Origin of the sequence: Pseudomonas sp. WS 5532 (assembly GCF_012985445.1) — a bacterium.
GTDB classification, from domain to species: Bacteria; Pseudomonadota; Gammaproteobacteria; order Pseudomonadales; family Pseudomonadaceae; genus Aquipseudomonas; species Aquipseudomonas edaphica.
The window spans coordinates 1-20208 of record NZ_JAAQWK010000039.1 but is presented as its reverse complement, the minus strand read 5'-3'; the positions used below and the strand labels follow the sequence as shown (position 1 = coordinate 20208).

General features: G+C 55.0%; 26 protein-coding genes and 1 pseudogene. 19 read left to right on the top strand and 8 right to left on the bottom strand.

Translation table 11 applies throughout. The features are described from left to right. Nucleotides 1-140 precede the first annotated feature (140 nt). The 7 genes from HBO23_RS32920 to HBO23_RS32890 all read left to right on the top strand — a co-directional run bounded on the left by HBO23_RS32920 (nucleotide 141) and on the right by HBO23_RS32890 (nucleotide 5286). Complete coding sequence (locus tag HBO23_RS32920) at nucleotides 141-416, top strand: hypothetical protein (RefSeq protein WP_170040916.1); 276 nt, start codon at nucleotides 141-143, stop codon at nucleotides 414-416. A gap of 45 nt (nucleotides 417-461) precedes the next feature. Beyond that, on the top strand, nucleotides 462-764 hold the full coding sequence (locus tag HBO23_RS32915) for a hypothetical protein (protein ID WP_170040915.1): 303 nt from the start codon (nucleotides 462-464) through the stop codon (nucleotides 762-764). Nucleotides 765-812: 48 nt separating this feature from the next. Continuing rightward, on the top strand, nucleotides 813-986 hold the full coding sequence (locus tag HBO23_RS32910) for a hypothetical protein (protein ID WP_170040900.1): 174 nt from the start codon (nucleotides 813-815) through the stop codon (nucleotides 984-986). A 67-nt stretch (nucleotides 987-1053) separates the two neighbouring features. Beyond that, nucleotides 1054-1467, top strand: coding sequence for a hypothetical protein (locus HBO23_RS32905; protein WP_170040914.1), 414 nt, complete (start codon nucleotides 1054-1056; stop codon nucleotides 1465-1467). 63 nt (nucleotides 1468-1530) lie between these two features. Further along, a complete protein-coding gene (dnaB, locus tag HBO23_RS32900) occupies nucleotides 1531-3045 on the top strand; it encodes a replicative DNA helicase (protein WP_170040913.1) in 1515 nt (504 codons plus the stop codon). A gap of 86 nt (nucleotides 3046-3131) precedes the next feature. Next, entirely contained in the window at nucleotides 3132-4529 is a 1398-nt protein-coding gene (gene dnaB, locus HBO23_RS32895; protein ID WP_170040912.1) for a replicative DNA helicase, read from the top strand. A gap of 10 nt (nucleotides 4530-4539) precedes the next feature. Continuing rightward, nucleotides 4540-5286, top strand: coding sequence for an A24 family peptidase (locus HBO23_RS32890; protein ID WP_170040911.1), 747 nt, complete (start codon nucleotides 4540-4542; stop codon nucleotides 5284-5286). Here HBO23_RS32890 and HBO23_RS33725 read toward each other — a convergent pair. The 4 genes and pseudogenes from HBO23_RS33725 to HBO23_RS32875 all read right to left on the bottom strand — a co-directional run. Next, nucleotides 5194-5973: pseudogene (locus tag HBO23_RS33725) on the bottom strand (SprT-like domain-containing protein); the annotation flags it as partial. The gene HBO23_RS32890 and the pseudogene HBO23_RS33725 sit on opposite strands and share 93 nt — an antisense overlap. Before the next feature lie 119 nt (nucleotides 5974-6092). Next, nucleotides 6093-6368 carry a type II toxin-antitoxin system RelE/ParE family toxin gene (locus tag HBO23_RS32885; protein WP_085286979.1) on the bottom strand — a complete coding sequence of 92 codons (276 nt, stop codon included), beginning with the start codon at nucleotides 6366-6368 and terminating at the stop codon, nucleotides 6093-6095. Next, nucleotides 6368-6640 (bottom strand): ribbon-helix-helix domain-containing protein, encoded by a 273-nt coding sequence (locus tag HBO23_RS32880; RefSeq protein WP_085286980.1) that lies wholly within the window; start codon nucleotides 6638-6640, stop codon nucleotides 6368-6370. Before HBO23_RS32880 ends, HBO23_RS32885 begins: the two co-directional genes overlap by 1 nt. Nucleotides 6641-6661: 21 nt before the next feature. Further along, nucleotides 6662-7399, bottom strand: a complete 738-nt coding sequence (locus tag HBO23_RS32875) for a DUF2807 domain-containing protein (protein WP_085286981.1) — start codon at nucleotides 7397-7399, stop codon at nucleotides 6662-6664. Between the two features lie 274 nt (nucleotides 7400-7673). Between HBO23_RS32875 and HBO23_RS32870 the strand changes: the two genes are divergently transcribed. Genes HBO23_RS32870 through HBO23_RS32860 form a run of 3 tightly spaced genes read left to right on the top strand, consistent with a single transcriptional unit; the run spans nucleotide 7674 to nucleotide 11452 of the window. Continuing rightward, nucleotides 7674-7907 (top strand): hypothetical protein, encoded by a 234-nt coding sequence (locus HBO23_RS32870; RefSeq protein ID WP_153330337.1) that lies wholly within the window; start codon nucleotides 7674-7676, stop codon nucleotides 7905-7907. Between the two features lie 14 nt (nucleotides 7908-7921). Further along, nucleotides 7922-8482 carry a recombinase family protein gene (locus HBO23_RS32865; protein ID WP_153330338.1) on the top strand — a complete coding sequence of 187 codons (561 nt, stop codon included), beginning with the start codon at nucleotides 7922-7924 and terminating at the stop codon, nucleotides 8480-8482. Between the two features lie 3 nt (nucleotides 8483-8485). After that, nucleotides 8486-11452, top strand: a complete 2967-nt coding sequence (locus tag HBO23_RS32860; protein WP_153330339.1) for a Tn3 family transposase — start codon at nucleotides 8486-8488, stop codon at nucleotides 11450-11452. A gap of 236 nt (nucleotides 11453-11688) precedes the next feature. Here HBO23_RS32860 and HBO23_RS32855 read toward each other — a convergent pair whose 3' ends face one another. Together HBO23_RS32855 and HBO23_RS32850 are read right to left on the bottom strand one after the other, a co-directional pair. Next, nucleotides 11689-11967: an HU family DNA-binding protein gene (locus HBO23_RS32855; RefSeq protein WP_170040910.1), complete on the bottom strand. Its 279-nt coding sequence runs from the start codon at nucleotides 11965-11967 to the stop codon at nucleotides 11689-11691. Between the two features lie 82 nt (nucleotides 11968-12049). After that, nucleotides 12050-12448, bottom strand: coding sequence for a hypothetical protein (locus HBO23_RS32850; protein ID WP_262378265.1), 399 nt, complete (start codon nucleotides 12446-12448; stop codon nucleotides 12050-12052). 212 nt (nucleotides 12449-12660) lie between these two features. Here HBO23_RS32850 and HBO23_RS32845 point away from each other — a divergent pair, with 212 nt between their 5' ends. From HBO23_RS32845 to HBO23_RS32805, 9 genes are all read left to right on the top strand, one after another. Then, complete coding sequence (locus tag HBO23_RS32845; RefSeq protein ID WP_346343066.1) at nucleotides 12661-13011, top strand: hypothetical protein; 351 nt, start codon at nucleotides 12661-12663, stop codon at nucleotides 13009-13011. Between the two features lie 5 nt (nucleotides 13012-13016). Further along, nucleotides 13017-15086: a DNA cytosine methyltransferase gene (locus HBO23_RS32840; RefSeq protein WP_170040909.1), complete on the top strand. Its 2070-nt coding sequence runs from the start codon at nucleotides 13017-13019 to the stop codon at nucleotides 15084-15086. Beyond that, nucleotides 15076-16074, top strand: a complete 999-nt coding sequence (locus HBO23_RS32835) for a phosphoadenosine phosphosulfate reductase family protein (RefSeq protein WP_170040908.1) — start codon at nucleotides 15076-15078, stop codon at nucleotides 16072-16074. Before HBO23_RS32840 ends, HBO23_RS32835 begins: the two co-directional genes overlap by 11 nt. After that, on the top strand, nucleotides 16071-16637 hold the full coding sequence (locus HBO23_RS32830; RefSeq protein WP_170040907.1) for a hypothetical protein: 567 nt from the start codon (nucleotides 16071-16073) through the stop codon (nucleotides 16635-16637). Before HBO23_RS32835 ends, HBO23_RS32830 begins: the two co-directional genes overlap by 4 nt. Nucleotides 16638-16675: 38 nt before the next feature. After that, a complete protein-coding gene (locus HBO23_RS32825; RefSeq protein ID WP_170040906.1) occupies nucleotides 16676-17110 on the top strand; it encodes a hypothetical protein in 435 nt (144 codons plus the stop codon). 73 nt (nucleotides 17111-17183) lie between these two features. After that, on the top strand, nucleotides 17184-17714 hold the full coding sequence (locus HBO23_RS32820; RefSeq protein ID WP_170040905.1) for a single-stranded DNA-binding protein: 531 nt from the start codon (nucleotides 17184-17186) through the stop codon (nucleotides 17712-17714). A 138-nt stretch (nucleotides 17715-17852) separates the two neighbouring features. Beyond that, nucleotides 17853-18095, top strand: a complete 243-nt coding sequence (locus tag HBO23_RS32815) for an AbrB/MazE/SpoVT family DNA-binding domain-containing protein (RefSeq protein WP_346343067.1) — start codon at nucleotides 17853-17855, stop codon at nucleotides 18093-18095. Beyond that, on the top strand, nucleotides 18092-18442 hold the full coding sequence (locus HBO23_RS32810; RefSeq protein WP_262378264.1) for a type II toxin-antitoxin system PemK/MazF family toxin: 351 nt from the start codon (nucleotides 18092-18094) through the stop codon (nucleotides 18440-18442). The genes HBO23_RS32815 and HBO23_RS32810 overlap by 4 nt, the downstream gene beginning before the upstream one ends. 35 nt (nucleotides 18443-18477) lie before the next feature. Further along, nucleotides 18478-18708: a hypothetical protein gene (locus HBO23_RS32805; protein WP_170040899.1), complete on the top strand. Its 231-nt coding sequence runs from the start codon at nucleotides 18478-18480 to the stop codon at nucleotides 18706-18708. Between the two features lie 93 nt (nucleotides 18709-18801). On the opposite strand, the gene HBO23_RS32800 is transcribed toward HBO23_RS32805, so the two are convergent. Together HBO23_RS32800 and HBO23_RS32795 are read right to left on the bottom strand one after the other, a co-directional pair. After that, the gene (locus HBO23_RS32800) at nucleotides 18802-19032 is read right to left on the bottom strand and encodes a hypothetical protein (protein WP_170040902.1); all 231 of its coding nucleotides are present in this window, start codon (nucleotides 19030-19032) and stop codon (nucleotides 18802-18804) included. A 32-nt stretch (nucleotides 19033-19064) separates the two neighbouring features. After that, entirely contained in the window at nucleotides 19065-20009 is a 945-nt protein-coding gene (locus tag HBO23_RS32795) for a DEAD/DEAH box helicase (protein ID WP_262378267.1), read from the bottom strand. Nucleotides 20010-20208: the final 199 nt, after the last annotated feature.

The following is a 20208-nucleotide window of genomic DNA, read 5'->3' as shown; positions in this document are numbered from 1 at the left end:
GGGACTTTCGCGATTCGTCGCCATTCCTGACACAAAGCTCCAAAATCCGTCGGTCAACATGCACTCATTGAATGGACTTCACAAGGTCAGCACAGCTGACCATACTGTGAAGAGAATTTCTGTGCCTGGAGTCTAGCCGTATGGCTGAAGAGTCAAAGCTTCAATTCCCCCGCGGCGACGTTCGGCGTTTGCTGCGTCTAGCGCTAGCCATGGCAGAGCTAGAGCATCCAACGCTCAATGCCTTGGCCACAGAAACGGGTCACCATAAGCAAACCATCCTCGATGATGTACCCCGGCTGCGCGAGCAGTTGGGCGTGCATGTCGTCAAAGATGGCTCTGTGTATCGACTTGTAGACTGGGGGCCCGTGGTTAAGAAAACAGGCATAAAAAAGCTCTTGCAAGGTCAGATCAGCTGACCTAGCATTACCTCGAATTTAGCATTCAACCCCGAGGGAGAAACAATGGCGGCTTCGAGTAAAAAGAGTAAAGCAGAGCGATTCCAGGAGGACATGATCCGATGTCGTGGCATCGAGTTTGCTCGCATTGGCATGATGGTTGAGGTCGATGGGGGCATGGGCACCATCGAAGGCATGAACAGTAGCGCAAATCTTGATGTTCGCTTCACCAATCAGCTTCAGTACGGCAAACATCTGCACAACTGCCACCCGACTTGGAACGTCAAGTATTTCGACGACAAAGGCACAGTCATTGCTCACTTCGACGAGTGCAAATGCGTTTTCCGTCCCGAGCGTGCTGCAGCTTAGAAAACGTGTGTTCCAACCCTTCCCCTCCCTGCGAGAGTTAGTTGATCGATGAAAATCAAAGTAGAAGTTACGGACTCAGAACTGGAAAGCATGTCCTGCGACTCACTGGAAGAGTTCGAAGAGCAGCTTCGGCACCAGCTCGATAACGGCGTCGTTACAGACGATGGCGGTGTAGGGGCCGACTGGATGAGCAAGTACCAGCTGGAAATCTTTAAGGTTTAAGAAAGGCAACGCCGGGAGCACCCGGAACCTCTTTTTCTAGGCCGTATACGCGCACATGGGAAACTGCATGTCCAACTACTACAGGTTCTTTATCAAAACTCTCTCTCGTGAGCGTGTGGAGCAATTGATCGTCCACACATTGGGTGGCGACGCATGGCTTACAACTCACGGTGATGGGTATCTCCAGCCGATAAAGGTCGTGCCGGTGCCTGGCATTGATTGGCAAGTGCTGCCAGAGCGTGATCAATCAGGATGGCCGGTTACTTCCAAGTGTGAAACGGGTTGGTTTTGGTTGGAATCACAAATCGACTTTGACAGCCCTGAGGCTGCGGCCGTGGCAAATGCTCTGCTAGCCGAAACAAAGGCCAGGTATCCATTAGTTGAGATGATTGCCGTCGACACAATGGCCGATGATGAAGAGTTTGGCCCTGCACGAATCGTCGAAAACGGGAATGACCTGTGGTACTCGTCTCCGGATTAGGCCCCACGGCCATCGATATTGAAAAAGTTTGATGCCTTCAGGTTAACGAGCGAGTGCTGAATTTTGCTAATCACATCTTCAACTGAGGTTTACAGCGAGCCGGCGCCTTCTAAGGTACCACCGCACTCTGTTGAGGCCGAGCAATCGGTTCTTGGTGGCTTGATACGCGACAACACAGCTTATGAAAGCATCCTCGACCTGGTGTCGCAGGAAGATTTCTATCTCAATGACCATCGTCTCATTTTCAACGCGATCGCGGAGCTCGCAGAGCGTGACCAACCGTTCGATGCCATCACGCTCCACGAGCAACTTGGAAAAGACGTCGCCGGCGGCGCTGACTATTTCAATGCCCTTCGTCGCTACACGGTATCAGTCGCGAACATCAGGTTCTATGCGCAGGTAGTAAGAGAGCGAGCCGTACTCCGGCAAATCATCTCTACCTGTAACGACATCACCGATCTAGCGATAAATCCTCAGGGACGCTCCGCTGTTGAGCTCATTGAGGACGCTGAGCAAAGCATTCTCTCAATCGCCGATATGCGCCCGAAAGGCGGGGGCCCAGTTGGGCTCGATGAGCTCCTGACCAAAGCCCATGAAAAAATCAAACGTTTGGCAACGTCAGGCCAGGCTGTAACGGGTCTTGCAACTGGTTTCGATGACCTGGATAAAAAGCTGGATGGTTTGAGACCTTCGGATTTGATTATTGTCGCCGGCCGCCCATCCATGGGCAAAACAACTTTCGCGATGAATATCGTCGAAAACGCCGTGGTTCGTAACGACAAGGTTGTGGTGGTCTACTCGCTTGAAATGCCGGGCGCAGCGCTGCTCAACCGTATGCTCTCTTCACTAGGAAGTGTGGACCAGACCAGGGTTCGATCCGGTCAGCTACAAGAGGATGACTGGCCTCGCCTGACAGGAGCAATCAATCAGTTAAATGACAAAAAGCTTTTCATTGACGATACCGCCGGGATCACCCCATTCGAGATGCGGTCGCGCACCAGACGAATACTCCGTGAACATGGCGAGATCGGTTTGATCATGGTCGATTACCTGCAGCTGATGCAGGTGCCGGGCGCAAAAGGTGGGAACCGAACAAACGAGATTTCCACCATCTCCCGAGCTCTGAAGGCACTCGCCAAAGAGTTCAAGTGTCCGGTCGTTGCGCTTTCACAGCTCAACCGGGGCGTTGAAGAGCGAAAGAACAAGCGCCCTTTGAATTCCGATTTACGCGAGTCGGGAGCGATCGAGCAAGACGCAGACGTGATCATGTTCGTTTACCGCGACGAAATTTATTACCCCGACTCGAAGTTCAAGGGTACCGCCGAGATCATCATCGGCAAAAACCGCGAGGGTCCGGTGAGCTTCAGTCGGTTGTCGTTCCTCGGCCAGTACACACGATTTGAGAACCTTAAGCCCGGAACACACGACTTCACCGACGCTGAATTAGGTGTGGTAACTCCAGACCCGAACCCGCGACTCGGTCGTTTAAGCGCGGGGCAGTTGGCAACACTCGGAAAACTTAAAAGGCTGGACGGCCCGAGGCCTGGAATCATGCGTGGATCCACACCCAAGCCATAACCCAGCTTCTTTCGCTTCTGTTTACGTGGTGAGTCCGATAGGGCTCCAACCAAACCAGTATCCGGTCTAAAAGTGAGCCAAGAGCCATGAATGACATAGTCGCTCCCGAGCAATACGATCTTCACACAGCGGCCCTTAAAGTGCCGCCGCATTCCATCGAGGCCGAACAGTCCGTGCTCGGTGGATTGATGCTGGATAACAACGCTTGGGAGCGCGTGCTCGACCAGGTCTCCGACGGTGATTTTTATCGGCATGACCATCGCCTGATCTTCCGTGCCATCGCCAAGCTTGCCGACCAGAATTCACCGATGGACGTCGTGACTTTGTCGGAGCAACTGAACAAGGAAGGTCACTCTGAGCAGGCCGGCGGCCTCGCATACTTGGCTGAACTGGCAAAAAACACACCTTCGGTGGCCAACATCAAGGCTTACGCGCAGATCGTTCGCGAGCGTGCGACACTGCGTCAATTGATCGGCATCAGCACCGGGATTGCCGACAGCGCTTTTAATCCTGAAGGACGCACTGCATCAGAGATCTTGGACGAAGCTGAGCGGCAGATCTTCCAGATTGCAGAGGCCCGGCCGAAAACCGGCGGGCCAGTCAGCGTGAATGACCTACTCACTCAGGCAATCGACCGCATCGACACCCTTTTCAACACTGACAATGCCATTACTGGTCTCTCCACTGGCTATACCGATCTCGACGAGAAGACCAGCGGCCTACAGCCATCCGACTTAATCATCGTCGCAGGTCGGCCGTCGATGGGTAAAACCACTTTCGCGATGAACCTGGTTGAGAACGCTGTACTGCGTAGCGAGAAGGCAGTGCTGGTGTACTCGCTGGAGATGCCTGGTGAGTCACTAATCATGCGTATGCTGTCGTCCCTTGGTCGTATCGATCAGACCAAGGTCCGGGCAGGGCGATTGGAGGACGACGACTGGCCGAGGCTCACCTCTGCAGTCAACCTGCTAAACAATCGCAAGCTGTTTATTGATGATACCGCCGGCATTAGTCCATCTGAAATGCGCGCCCGCACGCGGCGTCTGGTGCGGGAACACGGTGAGATCGGTCTGATCATGATCGATTACTTGCAGTTGATGCAGATACCAGGTTCGGGTGGAGACAATCGTACCAATGAAATTTCCGAGATCTCCCGATCTCTGAAAGCTCTTGCCAAAGAGTTCAACTGCCCAGTCGTGGCCCTATCGCAGTTGAACCGCTCATTGGAGCAGCGCCCGAATAAGCGCCCGGTGAACTCCGATTTGCGGGAATCAGGTGCGATCGAGCAGGACGCCGACGTGATCATGTTTGTCTACCGTGACGAGGTCTACCATCCTGAAACTGAGCACAAAGGAATCGCTGAGATCATCATCGGCAAACAGCGGAACGGCCCTATCGGTTTCGTGCGTTTGGCATTCATCGGGAAGTACACCAGGTTCGAAAATCTCGCACCTGGCAGCTACAACTTCGATGACGACGAGTAAGGGCGTTTAGATGTATTTACACCTGTTCGTCATCGTTGCCAGCGTTCTGGCCGGCTGCGTTGCGAGTGAGCTGGTACAACGTCTCCCCGGGGCTCTTGAGCGAAGCTGGCAAAGGCAAGCTCAGGACATTTTGGGGCTGACACCAGATCTACAGCCAACTGCACGTCAAAGGCCAGGGCTAACGCTCAATGGCCGCTGTTTAGCGATAATAGTTGCGAATGTCGCAGTATCGCTCGCCATCGTTTGGCAGGCAGGCTTCGGTTGGAAGGCAGCAGCCTTGCTGCTTTTAAGCTGGGCACTGCTTACTTTGGCACTGATCGATGCAGAGCATTATCTGCTGCCGGATGACCTGGTGGGGCCGGTATTATGGCTGGGCCTGCTGACCAATAGTTTTGGCCTGATCACAAACCTGCAGGATGCGGTATGGGGAGCTGCCTGTGGCTATTTAAGTCTCTGGTCGATAAATTTTCTGTTCCGCTTGCTCATCGGCCGTGATGGGATGGGCAACGGAGATTTCAAGTTGCTAGCATTGCTTGGTGCATGGGGAGGATGGCAGCTTGTGCCCATAATTCTACTTTCTGCAGCGGTGCTTGGCCTGATGTTCTGGAGTGTCCACTTTATGATCTCCATGAGCAGGCCAAAAAGGGAACTGCCGTTCGGCCCGTCACTGGCCCTCGCCGGAGGGCTGACCATCGTCTTTGCCGACCCCAACCAATGGGCTCATCTGTTTCATGCACTCTCCGCAAATCAACTTTAAGCCCGGCCTTCCCCACACATTAACTCGGGGGCATGTAGGGCAGGTGTATTTCCACCGGTTACTTCTGTCCGCGTCCCCGCGGATCTCGATATCCAGACCGCCGGCAGACGGCGGAGCTCCGGCATAAGCCAGTGTCTCAGCATCCTCCGGGTCAGGTATTTCATCGTCATCAGGTGATCCCACTGAGGCCTCAATCCACATCCCCGCACCTGCCAGTTGCGAGCTCAACTGGGGAGTAGGGATCGCGGTGGCGGCTCGCACGTTTACCGGAAAGCGATCCATCCATGAAATCGCAAAGCCAGTATTAATCAAACGACGGGTCGCCAGATCGAAGCGTCCGCCTGGTATGACGTAATCATTCATCGATTGACCGACCTTCTTTCCACCTGGTCGACCAGTGTCAGATGGCATCAGTCCTACTGACTGCATTTTGTTGGACCATTCGGTGTTGTGGTATCCCGCCCTACTTCGGGTCCCGAAGTGGGCCTGCCATTGATGGACCTGCTCATGCACAAGTGTCTGGAATATTTCGACCAAAGGGATTACCGCAAAATAATCCGGGTTCATGGCTATCTCGTCAGCCTTGGTGCCATCTTTGCGAATGAACCGATCTTTCGAAAAGTAACCCATGGTTCGCTTTTCGCGCTGGTAGGTGATCAAGCATGCGGGAAGTCGTTCTTGCGAAGCAAAAAGGTTGTCGTTGAAAAGGGGAGCCTAGAGAATTCGGAAAAAATCGTACGCTAAGGTTTTCCGATCAGTCGTAGGCTCGCCAGTTTGATATGTTCCGTTCCTGGCCCAGCCAAAACCTATCGGTCTTCGCGGGTGTGCCACAGGCGCAGCAGGTAGATAGTGGAATCCACTATCTCGTAACGCATCTCGTATTGGCCGATCTGAATTCGGCGTACATCCCTTGGCTCGAACTCTTCCAGCCGTTCGCCAATGCGCGGGTTGGTCAGCAGCGTGGTAGGTGCGGCTGTGAGTTGCTGCACTGTTCGTGCGGCGGCAGGCTGATTCACCGTGGCAAGAAACTCGTACAGTCGGGTAATGTCGGAAAGCGCCTTGCTTGTCCACTTCAATTCCATCAGCGCGGCACCGGCAACGGAGTGTCGGAGCTGAGGCTGTCAGCCCAGGCCTGGACGGCTTGGTGGTCAATAACGCGGCCAGCGTCAACATCGGCTAAGGCCTCACGGGTCAGGCGGCTACGCTCTTCTTCCTGATCTATCCAAGCGGACAGAGCCTGTTTGACGATCCAGTTTTTGGAGCGCTCCAGACGCTCTGCCATCAAATCGACCTTTTGGGCCAGTTGCTCAGGGACGTGAGCCGTGACAGATCGGGTTTTCGCGGTGGTTGCCATGATGAGGGTTGCTCCTGATCGTTACTTCTTGAATTTGATGTCGCCGGATCCGGCAACGGAATGATCGCGGATCGGTGGGTTACCACGGATTACGATGTCGCCAGAGCCCGCGACGCGAGCCTTCACGGAGTTGCTGACATAGGCGTCGATATCGCCGGAGCCTGCCACCGATAGTTTCGCGGACGTAGCCACCAGTTCACTGGTGTCCACATCGCCCGAACCGGTGACCTCGGCGTCTAGAAGATCCACTCGGCCAAAGGCGGTGATGTCACCCGAGCCTTGGACGCCAAGATCGAGGACAGCCTGCTGAAGATCGTATAGGGTCACGTCGCCACTGCCCTTGATGCGGATACTTGGCGCTTCAGGCAGTGCGACTCCGACAATACAACGACCTTTGAACTGCATCGTGACCCCGCCCTGGCGTCCACCGACATTGATCGTTCCACCCACAAAAATGTTGCCGGTGCCAGAAATATGAATATTGGCACCACCTCCGCTGATGGAAATGCCTTCCTGCTCGATGACCAGCTCGTCACCTTCCAATCGGGTCTTGATACTCCGAATGGCCTCCTGGTTTTCCCCAGCCACAACCAGGTGCGCTGAAGATGAGCGGAAGAACACGACATCCGCCGCGCCCTTGACCACAATTTTGCGCACCGGCTGGATTGGTCGCTCTTCCTTCTCGTAGTTGGCTGCGCGTTCCCACGCGGAATCGCGATGGGTAGCATCCTGGAGAGTTAAGGGGCTGGAATGGTTCATCGGTCTATCCTTGGTGATTTGTTCTGCGCAGACATGCGGCAATACGATTCATAGTTAATCATAATGAATAATCATGTGGCGTCAAGCGCGCTGTCAGGTTGGGCTATACCCTAACCTGATGTCAGGGCCAGATTATCTACGGCGTCAGATTAGAGTCGTATTTTTTATTTATTGACATGTGCTGACACATGTCTAAGACTTCAACCTTACATATCAAGCCTGGCACAGCAGGCTGTCGACCCACCGATGAGAATTAACTGAGGGAATGACCTTGATGGATGAATTGAAAAGCGCAATTCGAAATATGCAGCTGCCACGTCTCAACAGTTTGATAAATGGGTGTTTTGAACGCCAGTTACGCAAAGAGCCTTACGATGGCTATTACTACGGGGTCGCCTTTGGGATCATCACCACATTGGCCGACTCCGAAATCATCAGCCTTGATGAGTACAGGGACTTGAAGCGACAGCTGATTGAAGCCAGCGGTCGTGAGCACCCACACATTTGATCGGTGGAGGCGCCTTGCAAGGACAACGTATCGGCTATGTCCGGGTCAGCAGCTACGACCAAAACCCGGAACGCCAGTTGGAACAGGCCGAGGTGAACAAACTGTTCACCGACAAAGCCTCTGGCAAGGATACCCAGCGTCCGCAACTGGAGGCCATGCTCGGCTTCGTCCGCGAAGGTGACACCGTTGTGGTTCACAGCATGGATCGCTTGGCCCGTAACCTGGATGACCTGCGGCGCTTGGTGCAAAAGCTGACCAAACGCGGCGTGCGTATCGAGTTTTTGAAGGAAGGCCTGGTGTTCACCGGTGACGATTCGCCGATGGCCAACCTGATGTTGTCGGTCATGGGGGCCTTCGCCGAGTTCGAGCGAGCGCTCATTCGCGAGCGGCAGCGCGAGGGAATTGCCCTGGCCAAGCAACGCGGTGCTTACCGGGGCCGCAAGAAGGCCCTGTCCGATGAACAGACCGCCGCAGTCCGGCAACGGGCCGCTGCCGGCGAACCGAAGGCCCAGTTAGCCCGTGAGTTCGGTATAAGTAGGGAAACCCTCTACCAGTACCTTCGCACGGATGACTGACACATGCCTCGTCGCTCCATCCTTTCGGCCAGTGAACGCGACACCCTGCTTGCACTGCCGGACAGCCAAGACGACCTGATCCGCTATTACACCTTCAACGAGTCCGACCTGTCGCTGATCCGTCAGCGACGGGGTGATGCCAATCACCTCGGCTTTGCCGTGCAACTCTGTCTGCTGCGCTACCCCGGTTACGCGCTGGCCAACGACAGCGTGCTGCCCGATCCTGTCATTGAGTGGGTGGCTCGACAGGTTCAGGCTGCACCCGACAGTTGGGCGAAGTATGGTGAGCGCGATGTCACCCGCCGCGAACACGCCCAGGAGCTGCGCACCTACCTCGGATTGTTGCCGTTCGGGCTGTCGGATTTTCGTGCCCTGGTGCGCGAGCTGACCGACCTGGCCCAGCAGACCGACAAAGGCCTGTTACTCGCCGGACAGGCCCTGGAGAGTCTGCGTCAGCAACGGCGGATCTTGCCCACGCTGACGGTCATTGATCGGGCCTGCTCCGAAGCCGTGGCGCGAGCCAACCGAAGGGTCTACCGTGCCTTGATTGAGCCGCTGAGCCAGTCGCATCGCAACAAGCTTGACGAACTGCTGACCATCAAGACCGGCAGTAACAGCACCTGGTTGACCTGGCTGCGGCAGTCACCGTTGAAACCTAATTCGCGGCACATGATGGAACACATCGAGCGGCTGAAGATCTTCCAACTGGTGGCCTTGCCCGAAGGGCTCGACCGGCACATCCACCAGAACCGCCTGCTGAAGCTAGCCCGTGAAGGTGGGCAGATGACGCCTCAGGATCTGGGGAAGTTCGAGAACGAACGGCGCTACGCCACCCTGGTTGCCGTAGTGCTGGAAAGCACCGCAACGGTAACCGACGAACTGGTGGATCTGCACGACCGCATTCTGATCAAGCTGTTCAGCAGCGCCAAGAACAAGCATCAGCAGCAGTTCCAGAAACAGGGCAAGGCAATCAACGACAAGGTGCGCCTGTATTCGAAGATAGGTCAGGCCTTGCTGGAGGCCAAAGCCTCGGGTAACGATCCGTTCGCCGCCATCGAGGCGGTTATGCCCTGGGACGAATTCGCCCAGAGTGTGACCGATGCCGAGCTGCTGGCCCGCCCTGAGACCTTCGACCACCTGCACCTGGTCAGCGAAAACTTCAATACTCTGCGCCGCTACACTCCAGCCTTTCTGGAGGTGCTTCAACTCCGGGCTGCACCGGCAGCTCAACGTGTGCTGGATGCCATCCAGCAGCTGCGCGAGATGAACGCAGACAACCTGCGCAAGGTGCCATCGGACGCACCAACTGCGTTCATCAAGCCGCGCTGGAAACCGCTGGTGATCACGCCGGAAGGCATTGACCGGCGTTTTTACGAAATCTGCGCCTTGTCTGAACTGAAAAACGCGCTGCGTTCCGGCGACATTTGGGTCAAGGGCTCACGGCAGTTCCGTGACTTTGAAGATTACCTGCTGCCGCCCGCGAAGTTTGCCGCGCTCAAGAAGGAACAGGCGCTGCCATTGGCGATCAATCCCAACAGCGACCAGTACCTGGAGGAGCGCTTGCAACTGCTGGAGCAGCAACTGGCGACCGTCGCCAAGCTGGCCAAGGACAATGAACTCCCCGACGCGATCCTCACAGAGTCCGGACTGAAGATCACGCCGCTGGATGCGGCCGTACCGGTCACCGCCCAGGCGCTGATCGACAAGACCAGTCAGTTACTACCGCGCATCAAAATCACCGAACTGCTGATGGACGTGGATGAGTGGACAGGCTTCACCCGTCACTTTACCCACCTGAAGGATGGTGCCCAGGCCAAGGATCGAACACTGCTGCTGTCCGCGATTCTCGGCGATGCCATCAACATTGGGCTGACCAAAATGGCTGAGTCGAGTCCGGGCATGACCTACGCCAAGCTGTCATGGCTGCAAGCCTGGCACATCCGCGATGAAACCTACTCGGCGGCACTGGCTGAATTGGTCAACAACCAGTTCAACCACACCTTTGCGGCCAACTGGGGAGATGGCACCACCTCATCCTCCGATGGCCAGCGCTTTCGTGCAGGCGGTCGAGGCGAAAGCACCGGGCACGTCAATCCGAAGTATGGCAACGAACCAGGGCGGCTGTTCTACACCCACATCTCCGATCAGTACGCGCCGTTCAGCACCCGCGTGGTGAATGTCGGCGTGCGGGATTCGACCTATGTGCTCGATGGTCTGCTGTATCACGAGTCGGATCTGCGGATCGAGGAGCACTACACCGACACGGCTGGCTTCACCGATCATGTCTTCGCCCTGATGCACCTGCTGGGCTTTCGTTTTGCTCCGCGCATCCGCGACCTGGGCGAAACCAAACTGTATGTCCCACAGAGCGTTCAGGATTACCCGACGCTGCGCCCAATGATCGGAGGCACGCTGAACATTAAGCACGTCCGCGCTCACTGGGACGAGATTCTGCGCCTGGCCGCGTCGATCAAACAGGGCACTGTCACGGCCTCGTTGATGCTGCGTAAGCTGGGCAGCTATCCACGTCAGAACGGCCTGGCCGTGGCCCTGAGGGAGCTGGGCCGGATCGAGCGCACGCTGTTTATCCTTGACTGGCTGCAAAGTGTCGAGTTGCGTCGTCGCGTGCACGCTGGATTGAACAAGGGCGAGGCGCGAAATGCCCTGGCAAGAGCGGTGTTCTTCAACCGCCTCGGCGAAATCAGGGATCGGAGCTTCGAGCAGCAGCGATACCGGGCCAGCGGCCTCAACCTGGTGACCGCCGCCATTGTGCTGTGGAACACGGTCTACCTGGAGCGGGCAACCCAAGGGCTGACCGACACCGGAAAGCCGGTGAATACCGATTTGTATCAATACCTGTCGCCGTTGGGATGGGAGCACATCAACCTGACTGGCGATTACGTCTGGCGGCAGAGCCGCAAGCTGGAAGACGGGAAATTCAGGCCACTACGACAGGTCGGAAAACCTTAGCGTACGATTTTTTCCGAATTCTCTAGGCTCCCCAAAAAGTCGTAAGCAAACTGCAGCTCGGTATAGGCCTCCTCGGTAGGACGAAGGAATTTCCCCGTGGTGGCCATGGCTGTTTCTGACATAAGGCGCTCGCATCCCGTTGGCGACTGCTTAAGCAATGAGCTTCTGTATTGCACAATACAGAAGATTATTCTGTAAAAAGGCTCTACTTACAGAGCCCTTCTAAAGCTTGGACACTACAGCCCGTTGATTGCCTTCTTCAACGGTTCGCCTGGTGTGAACTTCACCACCTTGCGAGCCGAGATTTTCACCGACTCTCCCGTATTCGGGTTGCGTCCGTCTCGCGCTGCGCGATCAGTTACGCTGAAACTCCCGAAGCCTACGAAAGAAATTCCCCCTTGGTTCACCAGAGCGCTCTGAATACCCGAAAGCACTGTGTTGACGATCTCCGTCGCCTCAGCCTTGGTCATGCCGTGTTTTTCAGCAACTAACCCGACCAGAACAGCTTTGCTCATATCCGCTCCCATTTGCTCAAAAAGGCTTGGGTAAAGGTTCTCCGCTCAATAAATCGACCAGGGATCCAAACGGAGATGAAACCTACTTCCCAAGCAATTTATCGATATCCGCTGGTCGGCAGCCAGCATACTGCAGAAGCTCGTCTATTGCAGGGTAACGCTCGCCTTTCTCGACTTGAAAGCGTTGAAGCACGGCATCAAGGGCTAAAAGAGCCGCTGCAATCGTAAGACTCTGTTGTTTCTGACGCCCTGACGCAATTGAGGGGATTTTCAGAAGCACTTGGCATTTCTCGAAATCTATAGCCGAATCCCCTTCAAGCATGCACTGAACCTTCAAACTGCCATTATTCATCAAAATCCCGCCTAAATAACAAAAAGTGCCATTTCGTTGATGATAGCCCACATTCCGGGCAAAAACACAGTTTTGACACCCATGATTTACGCCGCGCAGCACGGTCTGCCGAGGGCTGAGACTGTCCATTCACCCACACAATCATGGTGTAAATACACAATTTACACCATGTCAGACCATCATAAGCAAACGAAAGTTTGACTTCAGGCTCACGGTAGGCTGAAATCTGGTTATGATAGTACAACGAAAGTCAAAGGCCGAGCGCCGCAAATCTGCGTTTAGCGTTTTTTGAAAGAAAACCAATGATTTTCATAAAAAAGCCAGAAATCTAAGATTCTCTTGTGGATTTGTTATTATTGCGTATTGTTTGGGGGCAAACCTCGAAGGAGCAGCAAATGTCAGGTCTTAAGCTTTCTCAGCTTGCAGGTATGTGGTCGAAGGATTCTGCCTTCATTGCGTACCTCAACGACAAATCGCCAAGGCAATCGGAATTTGTGCGGTATGGCACAGGTAGCGATGAAATTGACCCGGCAGTGCTTATCCGAGCGGTTTGCGATATCCAATCACGCAAAGAGCTTGATACCAACCGAAGTGCGGCCATTCGTTTCGACTTAGAGATTCGTCAGCCATTTATGGCCTGGTCGACGAACAAAGTCTCAGCCCGGCCCCATTCCATCTCCTCGAAGGTTTGAACTGAATGACTGCTTATATCTCACCTGCGGTATTGACCCGCGAGATCCGTCACTTCCATCTGTACTGCGGTCTCGGCGGCGGCGCTAAGGGTTTCAACAAGGCCTCACCTCGCGTTGGCAACTTGCAGGGAAAATTTCGCTGCATTGGTGGTATTGACGTGAACGCAGCTGCCATTCGGGACTTTGAGCGCCTGAGTGGTGCCCGTGGCACGGTAATGGATTTGTTCGATCGAGATCAGTTCATCGACTTTCACGGTAAGGAGCCTCCTAAAGGCTGGCGGGAAGCCACAGCAGCGGATATCCGGGCGGCGGCTGGTGGCGAGTTCCCTCACATTGTTTTTCTTTCGGCGCCCTGCAAGGGGTTCAGCGGGCTTCTCTCTGAAAGCCGTAGCAAAACCAAGAAATATCAAGCACTGAACCGGCTCACGCTTCGGGGTATTTGGTTGATGCTTGAGGCATTCGCCGATAATCCGCCTGAACTCTTTGTGTTTGAAAACGTGCCTCGCATTGCCAACCGCGGTCGTCACCTCCTGGACCAGATACAACAGCTGTTGCGCAATTATGGATACGCCACTGCAGAGACAACCCACGACTGTGGTGCACTCGGCGGCCTGGCCCAATCCCGTAAGCGGTTCCTGTTGGTTGGCCGCCATATGGATAAAGTGCCACCGTTCCTCTACGAGCCTGAACTCAAATCATTAAAGTCCGTAGGAGACGTACTTGGCCGCATGCCTCTGCCTGGTCACGTCGACGGCGGGCCAATGCACCGCATTGCGAACCTGCAGTGGAAGACCTGGGTACGTTTGGCGTTTGTTGAAGCGGGGAAAGACTGGCGATCATTGAACCGCCTAAATACAGAAAATGGTTTTCTCACGGACTTCCTCATTGTCCCTGACCAGAAATGGCGAGATGGAACCCTTGGGGTCCATCGTTGGGAAGATGCAAGCGGTGCTGTCACAGGCCGCGCCGAAGCCACTACCGGACGATTCAGCATCGCTGACCCGCGCCAGTTTGATGCAATGCACAACGGTGTGCTGGGTGTACGAAACTGGTCCGAACCATCTGGAACCGTTACAGGTAACGGACGCCCGATGACCGGAGCGTTCTCAGTCGCAGATCCTCGGCCCGAGAGCAAAGCTGAATATTCACAATATGGCGTGCTCAATTGGACGGATACCAGCAGCACCGTGACGAGCCAACGCTCCCCTGGTCAGGGCACTTTTTCCGTTGCAGATCCGCGCATGACTGGCGAGCCGCATAACAACGTATTTCGCATCGTCAGCTTCGACCAAGCCGCCGGCACCATAACGTCCGGTCATGGCCCTAGCTCAGGCGGCCAAGGCGTCGCGGACCCTCGTCCGGGTTGGAACAGACATAGCAATAACCTTTCAGTGCAACAGTGGGAAACCCCCTCCTCCACCATCATTGGCGGCGGAAAAGGCGTGCAAGGCGGACAACTTTCAATCGCCGACCCTCGCTACAGCAACTGGAACCCCGACGCTAGCTCCCGCAAGCTCGCGGTAACCGCGTGGGAGGATACAACAGGATGCGTCATTGGGGCCCAGCAAGTCGCCTCCGGCGCTTTATCTGTCGCCGATCCGCGCCCTGGACTAGATCGCCAAAAGGGCGATAACTACCTTACTGCTGGGCACTATGGTGTCGTGCCATGGGATCAACCTGCAGGCGCTGTTTCTGCGGCCGCAGGGCATGACAACGGACGATGGTCAGTCGCAGATCCACGCCTCCCAGCAGATGATCAACGCCTCGTTGCGCGAATCATTTCGCCTGATGGCACTTGGCATCGACCATTTACGACGCTTGAGCTTTGCGCGATCCAAAGCCTGATCGAGCCCGAAGAATACCTGGAGCTGGACGGACTGTCAGACGGTGCCTGGCGCGAGCGGATTGGTAATGCAGTCCCTCCAGACGCCGCAGAAGCAATTGGCACCGCATTCGGCACCACATTGCTACTGGCATGGAGCGGAGAGACTTACTCGATCGGAAAAACCCCGATCTGGGTCCGTAGCGCCCTTGCTGCTGTAAGCGTTTCTCAGGGCGGTGATCATGTCCAGTAACCACAACATCGTAAGCGTAAGCGGCGGCAAAGACAGCACCGCAACGTTGTTGGTAGCCATAGCACTTGAAGCTCCCAACTTGCAGGCCGTTTTTGCCGACACCGGCAATGAACACGAGCAGACATACGAATATCTGGACTACCTGCAGCAGGTAACGGGTGTCCCAATTCGAAGGGTGAAAGCAGACTTTAGTCGCCAGATCGCCGGCAAGCGACGGTTCATTGAGACCAAATGGAGGGAACAAGGCATCCCCGAGTCGACCGTTCTGGCTGCCCTCGAAGTACTGCAGCCCACGGGGAATCCTTTTCTCGACCTGTGCATTTGGAAGGGCCGTTTCCCCAGCCGAAAAGCTCAGTTTTGCACTATGGAGCTCAAGCGCGACCCAATGCTAGAACAGGTAGTCATCCCTCTGTTGGACTCCGGCAACATGATTATGAGTTGGCAAGGTGTGCGTGCCGATGAGTCGATCAACCGGAGACACCTCCCTGAGTGCGACGAGGTTGGCGGCGGCCTGTTCAACTATCGGCCGATTCTTAAATGGGATGTCCCCGCCGTTTTTGAGGCTCATCGCTATATGGGAGTCAAACCAAATCCTCTCTACTCACAGGGAATGGGTCGTGTCGGGTGCATGCCCTGCATCAACTGTCGCAAAGACGAACTGAGGGAGATCTCCATGAGATTTCCAGATGTCATTGACCGTATAGATCGCTGGGAGAGGGTAGTTCAGCAAGCGTCAAAATACGGTGCCGCAACCTTTTTCGCTGGCTCAAACGCGAAACATCCCAGCGGCTCAATCAAAGGCCTACCTGCCATTGAGGTGATGGAGATCGCGAGTATCAGAAAAGCCGTGGAGTGGTCAAAAACCGCCCGTGGTGGGATTCAGTACGACTTGCTGTCAGCCGCTCAGGATGCGTCGGCATGTTCCAGCGCATATGGCCTCTGCGACAGTGAATGGCAGCCTGTAAACATGATCGAGTCTGCAGCATGAAGGCCTGGCTCGTAGCGTTGAAGGCCAACGCAAAGAAGCTCAACGAAGCGATCTGGGCTTGGGCCGCAGAACGCCTCGGTCAGGACGAGCGCCTGCGTAACAAACTCTTCCGTTACGCAGCTTCGTTCCCTTATGAACCTTTACCCGGCTATATGAAGCGCTGGTGGTTAGTTCGGCCGACTCGGATAACGTGGCTCAGGAGGCTGCAGCCATTCACGGTGCGCTTCCACTGGATCGAGCGAGAGGACCGCGACCCTCATTGCCATGATCATCCATGGGCCTTCCGCACGCTGATCCTTCACGGATGGTACACGGAGGAGTTGATGTCGAACGACGGTAGCATCAGTTCCAAAAACCGTATTGCTGGTGATTCCTATCGTAGAGAGCTCGGTCAATTTCACCGAATTTCAAGAGTGAGCCCAGGTGGTGTATTGACCCTGGTCATCATCGGAAAAAAACGAGACTCCTGGGGATTCAAGGTTGAGGACGCTCGAATTGACTGGCGCTCATACCCGGGAGTTGATGCCGTAGACACCCCTGACAAGCCCCTAAAGCACCTTTGATTCGAACCTTCAAAGCCTGAATTTTCTGGAGACCTGTTGTGAGCACACTCGATCGTATTGACCGCAAGATGCCCCTCACCTTCTACGCCTGTTCCAACAAAGACATCACTGATCCTGAGATGGTTACTTTGGCGAAACAGATGCAGATGCCAAATCTACTCAAGTGCGACGTGCCGCTGGCCGGAGTTGCTCCAGTTGTAATCAGTGATCCGGACACGGTCGGCCTGATTCTGGATTGGTTGCGGAATACACCGCGGTGGAAGGTTCCGATCGAGGAGACGTTACAGGGAATGGCACAAGATTCTGCCGGCAAACCACTCCTTACCGCGTTCATGCCGACCGAAGAGTTCGCGATGCTCGCAGCAGATCTTAAAGCGAGTGCGCCACACGCTGAGCTGAATTTGCCGTTCGCCGAGTGGCACAGCCTCGGTGGCACAACCGGATATTTCGATGGCTACGAGCTGCAGCTCTAGAGCACTGCAGTAAAAGTATTACTGAAGCAAAAACTAACTTTCAAGATCAACACAGCACCGTAGGAGAGACATCATGGCCCGTGGGGTTAACAAAGTAATATTGGTCGGGACTTGCGGCCAGGATCCAGACGTACGCTATCTGCCGAACGGCACTGCCGTTACCAACCTGAGCCTGGCAACCAGCGAACAGTGGACCGACAAGCAAACTGGTCAGAAGGTCGAGAAAACCGAATGGCACCGGGTTTCGATGTTCGGCAAGGTCGCCGAGATCGCCGGTGAATACTTGCGCAAGGGCTCGCAGGTCTACATCGAAGGAAAGTTGCAGACTCGCGAGTGGGAAAAAGACGGGGTTAAGCGTTACACCACTGAAATCGTGGTAGACATGCAAGGCACCATGCAATTGTTGGGCGGCCGTCCACAACAGGGCGATCAACAGGGCCAAGGGGGGTCGTCCAACGCTGCGCCGCGTCCACAACAATCACGTCCGCAGCCGAATCAGCAGCCTCAGCAAGCGGCGCCACAGCCGTCACCTGATCCTGGCCAAGCCTTCGATGACGATGTGCCATTTATGGACCCGTATCGTTTCAACTGGATGATGGTTTGAGCCACAAACCCAGTGATTAGCGGCATCGCAAAGCCCCACATGTGTGGGGCTTTGCAATTTCTGGGATTTGCGTTATCAAACCATGGGTAATAACATTGTTACTACTGAAAAATCTGACTTAGGTGCCGCTTGAAAACAGTGATTCGCGCTATTGGCAATTCGCAAGGGATTACGATCCCCAAGCCCCTTCTTGTAGAGCTCGGCATGAGTGTTGGCGATGCCGTGGAGCTCGCTTTGACAGGTGATTCACTGGTAATGACCAAACCGGCTGACACCTACAGCCTCGCCAAACTTGTTGCTCAATGCGATCTCGATGCCCCGGTACCGGCAGATATCCTTGCCTGGCAAACTTTACTCTCTGTAGGGAAGGAAGCATTTTGAAACGCAGAAAGGTGAAGTTCTGCCGCGGAGACATCGTTCACTTACCCGCCGGCGCTGCCACAGAATCAAGCACTGATACTCTCGCGGCACTTGTCCTCTCGCCGGTAGAGTTCAATAACATCGGCTTGGCACTGGTTGCCCCAATCACCCAGGAAACGGACTACAGACGCTTCGCAGGCTTTGCTGTTGACCTGACCAACGCCGGTACCGCAACCAAAGGCGCTGTCCTGATCAACATGATTCGTAACATGGATCTTGATGCTCGGGACGCCAAAAAAGTCGAATGTGTCCCGGACGAGATCGTGCAAGATGCGCTTGCGCGGCTTAAAACGTTCGTTGAGCCATAAGAGGCCTTGCGGCAAAAACACAAAGGAGCATCACGATGAGCGGCACTTCTTTCCTGACACTGACAACTAAAAACCCCACCACTGAAGAGACGGTATACGCCGAGCTGAACGAAGCCCAAGCTTGGGCTGTAGCGCAGTTTCTCAAACGAATCAGCTTCAGCGAATGTCGTGTCAATGCGGTCGACGATGACGAAGCCTATTTGATGACTGCCGGGTTGGCCAAACTGCAGTCACTTTTCGCCGGTGCCGGCATCGCACCGCGCTGAAGGCCGTCCGGCCATACAAGCACCCATGCTTAAGCAGTATGTGGTCTATGACAAAGCCGAATGGGCCTGCATCTGGGATAGGGATTGATAGCTTCAGCGATCGACTTGATCGATCCGCGAAGGATCGGTCGAACTATTCGCACCACTCTCCTGCAACTCCTTTTGAAAGGCCAGTTCCGTCGACGTGGGTTTCCTCTTCCAAGGCTTGCGATCAGGTTTCGATTGCCCCGCGTATGTGACTACCTCACCGCCTTGCTCTTCTGTAAAGCGCCGGCATTGCTCATCAAGCAGCCGGCGCTGTTGTTCTTTAGCATCAATCGACATTTGCAGGGTACCAGGTGATCATCAATACAAAATCATGCCGCACGCGCTCGCAGCTTCACAAGCACCTTTTGCATGTACTGCGTCGATGCCTGCACAGCAAGCGCCTGATCCTCCTCGGTTTCTTGAACGTCGCCCATGAGACCGACGAACTGTGAAACCTTGATGCCCAAGGCTTCTTGCATTTCTGGGTCAGTCCCCTGTTCTGACACCAGGTAATAGCAGAGAAGTGAATCCAACAAGCCGTCACGATGGCCCCGGTCCTCCGCCTGACTGTGAACTGCAGGTGACCAATCCAGCTCCGCCATCACCACAGCCTTTACACGGCCTTGCAACCCATCTATGCCAGTTGCAGCACGCAAGCCGATCAGCACCAGGTTCGTCTTCGCTAACTTGAAATCCTCGATCGCTTGCCATTTTTCTTCTTTCGTTTGCCGACCGGTGATACACACCGGGTTGAAGTCCTTTAACAGGTCTAACAGGATGTCTTGGACGGCGTGGTGGTGAGCAAAGATGATGGTTGGCTGCTCGGCCTCCAGCAAACTGCGAACAAAAGCAGCAGCTGCCGGCGCCTTTGCGATCCCTGTTGCCTGCCGCGTTTCGTTGATGGCTTCCAACTCACTTCGCCCCCGGGCCAAAGCATCTTTGAGTTCGGCGGATTCCTTAGCGAGTACCACAGCCTTTGCTACGAGCTCATTGAAAACCCGATCATCAGAATCGACCAACTGCACGATCCGCCGTTTTGCTGGCAGGTCTTTCAATACGTCCGACTTCAAGCGTCTAATCATCAGCCCCTCGCGGCGCAGATGAGCATTCAACAACTTGGGATCTCGTACTGACTCGGAACTGCTGGTAGTACTGCCTCCTTGCACACACCATTCACGACGAAAAGAGTCCTTGTCACCCAGGCAGTGGTATTCGAGGACGTTCATAACGTTCCAGATTTCTGAGCCTCTGTTATAGATTGGCGTGCCGGACAAGCCGATAACATCGCTAGCCAAAGTAGCCAAGTCGCTCGCTGCAGCATATTTTTCGGTGCCGTCGTGCCTCAATGCGGATTTCGGAACACCGTGACCGGCCGTTTCGGTTGATCGTGACCGCTCATTTCGCTAACGCGTGACCGCTCATTTCGGTAGCAACGTGACCGATTCTCCGCCTGTTCCGAAACAGGTGGTCACG